Source organism: Bacillus sp. 5RYD7K (assembly GCF_059831465.1).
This window is the reverse complement of the sequence record NZ_CP191200.1, coordinates 3,030,271-3,042,634: the sequence shown is the minus strand read 5'-3', so window position 1 is coordinate 3,042,634 and position 12,364 is coordinate 3,030,271. Positions and strand designations below refer to the sequence as shown.

Here is a 12,364-nt window from a genome sequence, read left to right as displayed (position 1 = left end):
GGAGGGGACGGCTTTGCAAAACACTGAAGATCTTCTTTACAAACTATTGGCAGGCCAGCTGAAATCTGTCGGATTCTTTACAGAAAACGAGACACAGCCTGTATTGCAGGGGTTTTACGGCAGGTGGCTGGAAGAAAGCATCTCCATCTTGGTGCAAAAAGGCTTTTTGAAACAGTCAGGCAGTACGTATGTGTTAACAGGTCCGATAGAGCGTGCGGACGTGCTGTGGGAAGAATGGGATGAAAAGAAAGCTCCTTTACTCAAGGACAGCAGCAAACAGGCAATGATCATTTTAGTAGAGACAGCCCTCAGAGCTTTGCCGGATATTTTATCCGGCAGAGTTTCTGCCACTGATGTTCTGTTTCCTGATTCCTCAATGGAATTGGTAGAAGGAATTTATAAAAACAATGAAACGGCAGACTACTTTAATGAAGTGCTCGCTGACACATTGACGGCTTTCATTGATGAACGCCTGAAAGAAGACCCGAACGCAGAAATCCGGATACTAGAAATCGGAGCGGGGACGGGCGGGACAAGCGCGACCGTTTTCAAAAGATTAAAAGAGTACAAACGTCATGTAAAAGAATATTGTTATACCGATTTGTCAAAGGCCTTTTTCATGCATGCTGAAAAAGAATACGGCCCCGACAATCCGTATTTGACTTATAAGCGGTTTAATGTAGAAGAGCCCCCGGCTTTGCAGGGTGTAGAGGCGGGCGCATATGACGCGGTGATTGCGGCAAATGTGCTTCACGCGACAAAAAATATTCGGCAGACGCTTCGCAATGCCAAAGCGGTGCTTAAAAAGAATGGGATTTTGCTATTAAATGAGATCAGCAGCCATTCGGTTTATTCTCACCTGACATTCGGTCTTTTAGAAGGCTGGTGGCTGTATGAAGACGCCGAACTGCGTATTCCCGGGTGCCCGGGGCTGTATCCTGAAGCGTGGCAGTCCGTGCTGGAAAGCGAGGGATATCGGTACGTTACATTTATGGCGGAACCGTCACATCAGCTCGGCCAGCAGATCGTAGCGGCAGAAAGCGACGGTGTCATCAGGCAAAAACAGCCGGACGCACAGGCGGCTGAAGAAACTGCGGCTTCCAAAGAGCCGGCTGATTTTACAGAACCGGCTTTCTCAGTGACAGACCGGACCGTGCAATTCATAAAAGAAACGTTAGCCAAGTCGATAAAGCTTGCTCCCGAGCGCATTCAGCCGGAAACGAGCTTTGAAAAATACGGCATCGATTCCATTTTGCAGGTGAATTTCATCCGTGAACTGGAAACATTGACGGGCGAGCTGCCGAAAACGGTCTTATTTGAACACACGAATACGAAAGAACTTGCCGAGTATTTGCTGGAAACTTACCCGGATAAGCTTCAACAGGCATTTGGAGCTGAAGAAGCGCCTCCTGAAACGGAGCATCCGGTACCTGTAATGGCTGAACCGGTGCCCCTCGTCACGGAAACGCGGCGATTTATCACTGAACCAAAAGAGCCGGACGTGCCAAAGCAAGAAAAAGAAACCGCAGCCGCTAATCACTCTGATCGTGACGACATTGCCATTATCGGCATCAGCGGCCGCTACCCTGAATCTGAAACCCTCGATGAGCTGTGGGAGCATTTAAAAGCCGGAGACAGCTGTATTTCAGAAGCCCCGGAAAACAGATGGAAGTCCGGTCTTCTGAAAACAATGGCAAAAGAAACACGAAAAGAAGATCGCAAAACAAGGTACGGCGGATTTCTGCAGCATATTGACGCTTTTGACCATTACTTGTTTGATGTTAAGGAAGACCATGTGATGGAGATGACGCCTGAGCTCCGGTTAAGCCTTGAAACCGTATGGGAAACATTTGAAAACGGCGGCTACTCGTTAGAAAGATTAAACAAATGGCAGGAATCAGACAGCGGCATCGGTGTATTTATGGGCAGTATGTACAATCAATATTTCTGGAATATCCCGTCATTGGAAAAAGCCGCGCTCAGCTCTAACGGAGGGGATTGGCATATCGCCAACCGCATTTCTCACTTTTTCAATTTAACGGGTCCGAGCATGGGCGTCACGACCGCATGCTCCAGCTCACTGAGCGCCATCCATCTCGCCTGTGAGAGCCTGAAGCTTAACAGCTGTTCTATGGCGATTGCCGGAGGGGTCAATCTCACGCTTGAACCGTCTAAATATGATGCGCTTGAACGGGCGAATTTGCTTGAACAGGGAAGTGAAAGCAAAAGCTTCGGAACCGGCACAGGCCTGATGCCGGGAGAAGGGGTCGGGGCAGTGCTATTGAAGCCGCTCTCCAAAGCGGTTGCCGACAGCGATCATATTTACGGCGTCATCAAAAGCAGCGCATTGTGCCATAGCGGCGGAAGGCAGATGTACACGGCTCCGGATCCGAAACAGCAGGCGAAGCTCATGGCGGCTTCCATCGGTAAAGCCGGAATCAATCCGGAAACAATCAGTTATGTCGAATCAGCGGCAAACGGCTCTGTATTGGGAGATCCGATTGAGGTCATTGCCCTGACAAACGCGTTCTCGCAATATACCGGTAAAAAACGTTTTTGCGCGCTTGGATCTGTCAAGTCAAATCTCGGCCATTTAGAGGCGGCTTCCGGTATGTCCCAGCTCACGAAAGTGCTGCTGCAAATGGAGCGGGAAACGTTAGTTCCGACGATTAACGCAAAACCGCAAAATCCGAATATCTCATTTGAACAAACGGCCTTTTATCTGCAGGAGAAAACCGAGTATTGGGAGCGTCTGAAGGATGCCGAGACGGGAGACATCATCCCGCGGAGAAGTATGATCAATTCCTTCGGGGCAGGCGGGGCATATGCAAACCTGATCGTAGAAGAATATATCAGTCCGAATTCCGATTATGCCCGTCACGGCAATGAAGAATATATTTTCCCCGTGTCAGCGAAAACGAAATGGAGTTTTGACGCCTATCTTGACAGGCTGGCGGCTTTTTTAGAAAAAACGCCTTCACTTCATCCGGCCGCCATTGCATCCGCTTTACAAAAAAGAACGCATCATTTGGAGTATCGGGCGGCATTTACGGCTTCTTCCGTACAGGAACTGCTGAACGAGCTGGCCTCTTACCGCACGGATCAGCCGGGGCGGAGCCGCTCCGATTCTGCTGTCGGCCATCGGGCGCGGCAATGGGAAAAAGGAGAGAATATCGCATTTGATCAGTTGCAGCAAGAGCACGCCGTTCATTTGCCGGCTTATGCTTTTGACCGCCGGACTTCTTTTCAGTTCGGTGAATCAGAAAACACTGCCGGCGTTCAGGTGATATACAGTGATGATGATCCATATGTGCAGGGGCATCAATTCAGCGGAGAACCTGTCCTCGTCGGCGCTACATACAAAAGCCTGGCAGCCGAGCAGTTTTATCATCTCTTTCCTGAAGCGGAAGGAGGACAAATTAAAAAACTGAATTACGTCAATCCCATTGCCGTAAAAAAAGGCGATCGCATCGAGCTGAAAACTGAATCGAAGCAAAACGGGGATGCATTTGAACTGAGCATGATGTACCGCAGCCGCACGTCTCCTGATTGGAGCATAGCGGCGTATGCCGAGTGCAGTCCGTATCCGTTTCAGAAGCAGCCCGCGGATCTGGCAGCCATTCAGCGTTCTTACCGGGAAGTGGGGATAGATAAGTTATACGGCGACGGCACGGGTACCGTCGTGTGGGGAGAAGAATTTAAAACGATCACACGCTTGTACAAAGGCACTGATGCGGTGTTAGCAAAGCTGAACCTGAATAATATCGGCTCACAACAAGCGCATCATTACGCCATAAATCCGTTAATCGCCAACAGTGCTTACTTGGCCGCGCTTTCTTTATTGGACCAAGCCGATGCGGAAAGCTATCTGCCGTTCGGCATTAATGCCGTCACCTTCAGCAGCCCGGCAGATCTCGATAATTGCTGGCTGCATATCAAGCTGGCCAAACAAACAGGGGAAATGATCCTGTTTAACGCAGATGTCATCAGCAGCCGATCTGAAGTGGTGATGTGTTATGAAGGCTATGCCCTTAAACGGTTCCGTCCGGAAGCCAAACAGATCAATCAGCCGGCCCGAACGGCTGTTAAAATCCCGGCGCAACCGGTTTCTGCCGGCAGTCTGACAGATCACATCCGCAGCTATGTCCTTGGCAAGCTTGCCAAAATGATGAGTGAACCTGTGCCATCCCTGCGTTCTGATGTAAATATTATGGAATTGGGGCTTGATTCAGCGAGCCTGATCGGACTGACAAAAGAGATCGGTCAAGAGGCAGAAATCGATGTGAATCCGACATTGTTTTTCGAGTACCCGACGGCAGAAGAGCTGACCCGCCACTTTGCGTCAGCGTATGAGAGTAAGTTTTCTCAATTGCTTGCCGATCATAAGCATTCAGAAGAGGCTAAGGTCATGGAAACAGAAGAGCGCACTATGCCGAAGGAACAGCATCGGCCTTGTGATAACGGCAATATCAAACAAGGAATCGCCATTATCGGTATGTCAGGCCAGTTTCCGCAATCTCCGGATATCCAGTCTTTTTGGGAGCACATCGTAAACGGAGATCACTGTATTTCAGAAATTCCGGCGAACCGCTGGGACTGGCGCCGTTACGCAGGTGATGAGGATGACACAGGTGTCAGATGGGGCGGTTTTATTGACGGCGTCGGAGAATTTGACCCGCTCTTTTTCGGAATTTCTCCTAAAGAGGCTTCACAAATGGGACCGGAGCAGTTTCTGCTTTTGATGCATACATGGAAGGCAATGGAGGATGCGGGCCTGACGAGTAAGACGTTATCAAGCAGACCGACGGGCGTTTTCGTTGCCGCGGGCAATAGCGACCCGAACAATGGAACAGCCATTCCGTCCATCATTCCGAACAGGATATCATATGCCTTGAATTTACAAGGGCCGAGTGAATATTACGAGGCGGCCTGCACGTCAACCTTGGTGGCTTTGCACAGGGCGGTTCAATCAATCCGTCATAACGAATGTGAGCAGGCTGTCGTGGGCGCCGCCAATATTCTGCAGTCGCCGAAGGGCTTTATCGGTTTTGACGCAATGGGATATTTAAGCAAAAACGGCCGGGCAAAATCTTTCCAAAAAGATGCCGATGGCTTTGTCAGAAGTGAAGGTGCGGGCGTTATCATCATCAAACCGCTTGAGGCGGCAATTGAAGACGGCGATCATATTCACATGGTCATTAAAGGAACCGGGGTGTCTCATGGCGGTAAAGGCATGTCGCTTCACGCGCCGAATCCCGCGGGGATGAAGGCTGCTATGAAAAAAGCGTACGAAAACACCGATGTTGACCCGCAAACCGTCACATACATTGAAGCGCACGGCATCGCCTCCGAAATGGCAGATGCGCTTGAGTTCAATGCAATCCAAGCGGGTTACGGCGGGTCTGCGAATGAGGAGGAAAGCACGCCTTGTTACATCAGCACCGTGAAACCTTGCATCGGTCATGGCGAACTCGCTTCCGGACTGGCCGCCCTTATAAAAGTGGCGATGGCCATGAAACATCATACCATCCCGGGGATTCCCGGTTTCACTGCCGCAAATGAGCAAATGACCAATCAGCAAAGCCGCTTCCGTTTCACCGAAGACAATCAAGAATGGACACAGCTTATCGACCGTACAGGCAGTCCGATTCCGCGCAGGGCCGCAATTAACAGCTATGGATTCGGCGGCATGAATGCGCATGTCGTTTTGGAACAGTACAGCCCGAGCCCTAAAGACAAAGAATCTGTGCATGAACCGCAGCTTATCGTGCTTTCTGCTAAGAGCGAAGGCCGGCTTAAGGCGGCCGCAGGTCAGCTGGCCGATTTCATACAAGCTGAACATACTCCGTCACTGCGGGATATTGCTTATACGCTCCAGACCGGCCGCGAGGCGATGAATTGCCGCCTGGCATTCGTTGCCCGCAATCAAGATGAACTGCTGGAAAAGCTGAGAGACTACAGAGAGTTTTGCGGAGAAAGCAATGGAGTGAAAAGCTTCTTTACCGGCAGTCAGCAGACTGGAGCAGGAGACATCGGCATTTTACTGGAAGGGACGCTCGGTACAGTCGTCACGGAGGCGCTTTTGGCTGAAAATAATCTGGAAAAGCTGGCATTTTGCTGGGTGAAAGGTGCGGATATACCGTGGGACAGACTCCATCAAGGCAAATCTGTTCAAAGAGTGCCGCTTCCGACATATCCTTTTGAAAAACAGAAGTATTGGAACGGCAGTCAGACAGAAGACATCAGCCTTGAACCGATTCTAGAGAATCAACAGTTCCGCCGCGGGGGCGCGGCTGACATAGCGGCTGACATTTTAGGAATGGACGCAGCGGAACTGGACCCAAATAAGCCGCTGACTGAATACGGCTTCGATTCAATGTCCTGTATTCAGCTTCTGAAAAAACTTGAAGACACAGACTGCCGAGTAAGTCTGGAAGCTCTTCAGAACTGCGGCACTCTTAAGGAGCTCAGCTTGCTGTTAAAAACGAACCAATCGCAGGATGGGGAAGGGAAATTTCCCGAACTCGTCAAGCTGAATGAAAGAGAAACAGGACGTCCTGTTTTCTGGTTTCATGGAGGAACGGGAGGCGTCGAAGCGTATCAGCCATTCGCCAAAAAAAGCCAGCGTCCTTTTTACGGCATTCAGGCAAGAGGTTTGACAGGGAAAGATCCGCTGCAAGGAATCGGAGAGATGGCCGCTTCTTATGCGAGAATCATTCAAGCGGTACAGCCGAAAGGCCCTTATGACCTCGGCGGATATTCCTTGGGCGGAATGCTCGCATATGAAACGGCGCGCCTCTTGCAGGAGGAAGGTCATACGGTGAAAAGCGCCGTCATGATTGATACCCCGTATAGTGAAAAATGGAAAGAAAGAAAACCATCTGTCAAGTCAGTCATGCTGCAAACGATCAATACGATGCTTACGGCATATCTCAAGCCTGAAAATCCTGAAGACGCATTAATCAGCAGGGAAGACATTAACGTGCAGGCTGGGGATGAGGCTGTATTGAATGAATTGATCAGCCTTGCCAAAGAGCGCGGACTGCCAAAACCGGAAGAAGCGATTCGGATGCAGCTGGAGCAAATGATGAAGACGCAGCTCGCTTACGGAATGGAAGAGTATGAGATAAAGCCGCTGCCGCATCCGGAAACGCTGCAGTGCTACTATTTCCGTAATAAAAGCGGCTTGTTCCTCGGAGATCTTGAACGTTATCTGACAGCAGAGGAAGAACAAAATCTGTTAGACCATGAGGCGTATTGGGAAGAATGGGAACGGCAGATAAAACAATTTCACCTGCTGGATGTTCAGTCTTCTAATCATGTTACAATGCTGTCGGAATCAAAACCGCAAAACGCGATTAAGGCATTCTGTGAAAAACTGTACGCAAATAAAGGAACGATAAGCGCCAATTTCCTTAATTCTTTCAGAAAAAAGCTGGACGAAACAAATGAGTTGGTAAAACGGTAATATAGAAAGAGCTGCCGGAGCAATCCGACAGCTTTTTTTGACTAATGAGAACTAAATTTACTATGTACTAAATTTTCATATTGATTTGTTGTTTCCTGTTAATAAGATATTTAAAAACCCCCAATATGGGGGCGGATATTATAATCTGACAGGCAGTGCTTCAAGCCCTCTTAAAAACACATTCTTTCTCCATGATAAATCCTCAGGCGCTCCCTTCAGCTCTATATTCGGAAACCGTTTTACAAGCGCTGTAAAGGCAATGGATGCTTCCATCCGGGCGAGCGGAGCTCCGAGACAGAAATGAATGCCGAAGCCGAAAGAGATATGACGGTTCGGTGTTCTCTCTGTATTTAATGTATCAGGATCATCGAAATATTCCGGGTCCCGATTGGCTGAACCGATGCCGATAAATATCATATCGCCTTTTTTAATGGAAACATCTTTATAGGCGAAATCTTCAATCGCCCATCGATTCGCCATCATGATGACGGGAGAGGTATAACGCAAAAGCTCTTCGACCGCCGTCTGGATAGTTTCAGGCTGCCGCTTTATCTTCTCCAGCTGGTCTTTGTGCAAAAGAAGCGCCAGTGTGCCGGAGCCGAGAAGGTTAACCGTTGTTTCAAGTCCGGCAACAACTAACAAAAACAGCATGGAATAAAGCTCTGATTCACTCAGCTTTTGGCCGTCCTCTTCTGCGTAAATCAGCTTGCTCGTCAAGTCTTCACCCGGATGTATTCTTTTTTCTTCGATCAGTGTTTTCATATATTGTTTAAACTCTTTTAGCGCCTGATTGGTCGCTTCTCGTCCGCTTTCTGACGTGTCGACCATCGCGTTTGTCCACACCTGAAATGAGGCGCGGTCCTCTTTCGGAATTCCGAGCAGCTCTGAAATGACGATAAACGGAAGCGGAGCGGCGAAATCTCTCATGATATCAGGATCTGTTTTTGTTTCCATTTCATCCAGCAGCTCTTCTGTAATCCGTTCTATCCCGGTGCGAAGCTGCTCAATCATCCGGGGAGTGAACCCCTGATGCACCAAAGACCGCAGGCGTGAATGATCCGGCGGGTCCTTTGCCAGCATATGCTCTGATACAAAATCTATATCTTCACTGACGTTCAGCTTTGCGATCAGCTCCTTCGGCATGACCCGTTTTACATCTCTCGTAATTCTGCTGTCCTTTAGAAACGCCATACAATCATCATAACGCGTGATGAGCCAAGCCGGAAAGGTGCCCCCGAAACGCTGCAGTTCGAATTTATGTATGGGATCCTGCTCTCTGAAAGTGCTTAAAACCGCAAAAGGGTTCTCGTGAAACTCGGATGAGTGTGGATGAAACATTATTTTTTCCATCTTGATTTCCCCGCCTTCATGTTTTTAAGAAAGACTTAAGACATAACAAACTGCCGGTCGGCATTCCTCCTTTTATCCGCTGAAGACATTGATTACAACGGCGCATAAGTATGTCTAAAATATATAGGGAATCAGAAGCTTGTTCAATAGAGAAACCGTAAAGCCGTCATTTTCGTTGATTATCAACAAAACAGCAAACTTTTTTTACCAATTCATCATGTGTGCCGAATCCGGCTAATATACATATTTACGCTTCATATCAACTTCTTAAGGAGGCTGTGAATGATTGCGTTTATGAAATGGGCGGCAAGTCTGCTTTTGGTGATCTCTCTTCAGTTCAGCTTTATGAGCGCCGGGACTCATTCTGAGAATACTGCCCGAGCCGCGTCCAGATACGATCAGGTGCTTTATTTCCCGCTGTTAAAATATCCGGAGACGGGAAATCATATAAAAGACGCCATTTCGGCAGGGCACTCTGACATTTGTACAATTGATCGCGGCGGAGCTGAGGATAGAAGGAAAGAATCATTGAAAGGAATTCCGACAAAGCCCGGGTTTGACCGTGATGAATGGCCGATGGCAGTCTGTACAGAAGGCGGGGCTGGAGCTGATATCAGATATGTAACCCCTTCGGACAATCGCGGGGCCGGCTCATGGGTTGGAAATCAAATGAGCAGGTATTCCGACGGCACGAAAGTATTATTTATCGTTCAGTAATCTTCTCCGGCGCGCCGGAGTTTTTTTTTGCTTTGAAAAGGCGGCGTACCGGCTGGACATATGAAATGGCGAAGAGTAAACTTATATGTTGGACTCAGCATGAGAAAGGATTGGATCACATTGACGGTGACTACATACCGAAATATTGCACTTTTGCTTCTTTGTTTAACTGCGGGAATTGTGGATGTGATCGGTTATTTAAGTTTAGGACACGTCTTTACCGCCAACATGACGGGGAACATCGTTCTGTTCGGCATGGCGATCGGCAACTCATGGCATCTTGCCGTACTCAAATCTTTAACCTCGTTAATCGGATTTATTGCAGGCGTTATGGCTGCGGCTTGGCTTGTCGGCAATAAAGAGAAATCATTCTGGCCTCCTGCGGTCACTGCCGCATTGATCATTGAAGGGGCTGTTTTACTTTTGTTTGCTCTGTTCTCCTGCTTTTTTGCAGAATCCATTTCTGTTTATGTGCTGATTATGCTGCTCAGCTTCGCAATGGGAATGCAGACAACAGCCGCGAGAAAACTTGGAGTAGCCGGGATTTCGACTACTGTATTAACGGGAACGCTTGCTAATTTTTTTGAAGATCTCACCGCAAGGTTTTACAAAGCGGACAAGCGGAAGCAGTTTACGAGAGATGCGGTATTGCGCGCGCTTGCCTTGGTGCTGTATTGCTTTGGGGCGGTTATCGGCGCATTTGCCGAACCGGATTATAAATTTGCCGTGATCTGGCTCCCGATTATCATTATTTTAGGCATTATGCTTTGCGCATTTACAATGTTCCACGGCTACTCGGAAGAAAAAAACCAATAAAAAAACGCCGCTGATTCACGGCGTTTTTTTCGTTTTATTGCTCTTTTCGGGTCCCGATTGTATAAACGGCCCGATCTGTATGTACCTTTAATCCGTCTTGCTCTTTTTGGATGGTAATCTCGCCGAGCAAAGGGATTTCATACGCATCTTGAGGGAGCGGGACATTTCCTTCCTCCGTATAGGTTGTGCCGTGTCCTTTTAGGACGAGTTCTTCGTCAGCTACATAGTCATCGGGATGATTTGTCCGGCGGACGAGAACATCATCAAGGTGAAGCATGATCTGGTCCATATCAGAAATCTCGTTCCGGCTGTCTGTCAGCTCTCCTTTTCTGATATCAAGCGTTTGTCCGATCTGCTTTTGCAGCCATTCAGACAGTTCGGTGTTTGTAAGTGCCATTGATATTCCTCCTTTTATCTACACCATACTTATTCCCTATTTTTTTAGAAATACACTCCTCCGCTTGATCTTTTTTTTCTGACAGCCGGTTTTAAAGAGTTACTAGTTTCTTCATTATAATTGTTTACTAAAAACGGGGTCATCTTCCGGTGCAGACGACCCCGTTTACTCATCATATAAAGATTATTCTTTCGGCACGGCGTTTTCGGCGTTCACTGCGCCCGCTCCGTAAATGTTCGGATCTTCATTTGTCCATTTATCCGGACTTTCCTTGATCAGTGTTTTCACTTCGTCAGGCGTAAGCTGCGGGTTCTGCTGAAGGATTAAAGCAGCAATGCCTGCACAGATCGGAGTGGCCATCGACGTGCCCGACAGACTGAAATACAACGACCCTACACGATTTGATTTTTGTAATTTATCAAGGTATGAACGAGGTGAACGAAGGGACACGATATCGACTCCGGGCGCGAGAATATCAGGCTTTTCTTTTCCGTACACCGTCGGGCCGCGGCTTGAGAAAGAAGCAGCCGTATCGTCTTCATTCGCGGCCGTATCATTGTCATCATAGGCGCCTACCGTGATGACCTTCTCACTGACGCCGGGGCTTGAAATTGTTTGAGCTTCCGGACCGGAATTGCCCGCGGCGACGCAGACGACGATTCCTGCGTTCCATGCTTCTTCAACGGCCTTGACGAGCGGATCGTCCGTTTCTTTGTCATATCTGAGCGCTTCTCCGCCCAGTGACATGCTGATGATCCGGATCGGATTGTCAGTGTGTTTTTTATTATATTGTATGCACCATTCCACACCTTCAATGATATCAGCCAAGGTTCCTGATCCTGTTTTGTTTAAAACTTTGACACCGATCAGATTGGCTTCCGGCGCGGGTCCCTGATATTTTCCGGAAGACGAAGCGCCGCTGCTCGCGATATCACCGGCGCAATGGGTGCCGTGGCCGTTGTCATCATACGGTTCTGTCCTTTGGTTCACAAAGTCTGCAAATCCGGTAATTCTTCCTTTTAAATCGGGGTGCTGATAGATTCCGGTATCAATGACGGCAACGGTTACCCCTTTTCCTGTTAATACGGTGCCGTTTCGGGTCACTTCTTTTGCATGGGATGATTCGGCTGCCGTATCAAGAAGTGCTTTTACTTCCCGGTTTAAATAGACTTTACGGATATCCCGGCATTGAGAAAGAAGCATGTGAAGGGCGGCCGGGGTGACTTCAGCGCTGCAGCAATTAATTGTGTGAAACTGCTTTTTGATCGTGCAGCGTTTCTCATTTGACAGGACCTGGCCTGTGCTGTGAAACCCGGATTCATGGCAGCCTTCCTCGAATTCAATGATGACTGACATTTTCTTTCTGTTTTTCACCTTTTTTTCGAAAAAACGATGGAGAAAGCAAGGCGTCCATTTGAAGGGTTTATATAACTGTAATACGTTTTCTCTGAGCGGCCCGTCCAGCTTATGAGCATTTGACCGAACCATTTGTACCATTGAGTAACCAAACATATATACTTTTCCTCCCATTCTGGCGATTCTCTCTATACCATATGAACAGGCAGTATATTCGGTCCGTTTGTTTGTCCTTTCAGAGAGCTGGTTACTTGCGGCTT

The 12,364-nt window shown here is 48.3% G+C and carries 6 protein-coding genes; 3 read left to right on the top strand and 3 right to left on the bottom strand.

All coding sequences use genetic code 11. The features are described 5' to 3' along the window. Positions 1 to 13: 13 nt before the first annotated feature. Positions 14 to 7,468 carry a beta-ketoacyl synthase N-terminal-like domain-containing protein gene (locus ACQE26_RS15165; RefSeq protein ID WP_500469985.1) on the top strand — a complete coding sequence of 2,485 codons (7,455 nt, stop codon included), beginning with the start codon at positions 14 to 16 and terminating at the stop codon, positions 7,466 to 7,468. A gap of 138 nt (positions 7,469 to 7,606) precedes the next feature. On the opposite strand, the gene ACQE26_RS15160 is transcribed toward ACQE26_RS15165, so the two are convergent. Next, positions 7,607 to 8,818 (bottom strand): cytochrome P450 family protein, encoded by a 1,212-nt coding sequence (locus tag ACQE26_RS15160; protein WP_500469984.1) that lies wholly within the window; start codon positions 8,816 to 8,818, stop codon positions 7,607 to 7,609. A gap of 345 nt (positions 8,819 to 9,163) precedes the next feature. On the opposite strand from ACQE26_RS15160, the gene ACQE26_RS15155 reads away from it, so the two are divergent. Together ACQE26_RS15155 and ACQE26_RS15150 are read left to right on the top strand one after the other, a co-directional pair. Next, on the top strand, positions 9,164 to 9,535 hold the full coding sequence (locus ACQE26_RS15155; protein WP_231937532.1) for a NucA/NucB deoxyribonuclease domain-containing protein: 372 nt from the start codon (positions 9,164 to 9,166) through the stop codon (positions 9,533 to 9,535). A 60-nt stretch (positions 9,536 to 9,595) separates the two neighbouring features. Next, entirely contained in the window at positions 9,596 to 10,351 is a 756-nt protein-coding gene (locus ACQE26_RS15150) for a YoaK family protein (protein ID WP_500469983.1), read from the top strand. Positions 10,352 to 10,385: 34 nt separating this feature from the next. Here ACQE26_RS15150 and ymzB read toward each other — a convergent pair whose 3' ends face one another. Continuing rightward, positions 10,386 to 10,748, bottom strand: a complete 363-nt coding sequence (gene ymzB / locus ACQE26_RS15145) for a protein YmzB (RefSeq protein ID WP_016936035.1) — start codon at positions 10,746 to 10,748, stop codon at positions 10,386 to 10,388. Between the two features lie 183 nt (positions 10,749 to 10,931). Then, positions 10,932 to 12,260 (bottom strand): serine protease AprX, encoded by a 1,329-nt coding sequence (gene aprX / locus ACQE26_RS15140; RefSeq protein ID WP_016936034.1) that lies wholly within the window; start codon positions 12,258 to 12,260, stop codon positions 10,932 to 10,934. Positions 12,261 to 12,364: the final 104 nt, after the last annotated feature.

Excerpts from the sequence above, each read along its gene's own strand:
- ACQE26_RS15150 (WP_500469983.1), top strand. The coding sequence starts at position 9,596 with ATGAAATGGCGAAGAGTAAACTTATATGTTGGACTCAGCATGAGAAAG.
- ACQE26_RS15160 (WP_500469984.1), bottom strand. The coding sequence starts at position 8,818 with ATGGAAAAAATAATGTTTCATCCACACTCATCCGAGTTTCACGAGAAC.
- aprX (WP_016936034.1), bottom strand. The coding sequence starts at position 12,260 with ATGTTTGGTTACTCAATGGTACAAATGGTTCGGTCAAATGCTCATAAG.
- ymzB (WP_016936035.1), bottom strand. The coding sequence starts at position 10,748 with ATGGCACTTACAAACACCGAACTGTCTGAATGGCTGCAAAAGCAGATC.
- ACQE26_RS15155 (WP_231937532.1), top strand. The coding sequence starts at position 9,164 with ATGAGCGCCGGGACTCATTCTGAGAATACTGCCCGAGCCGCGTCCAGA.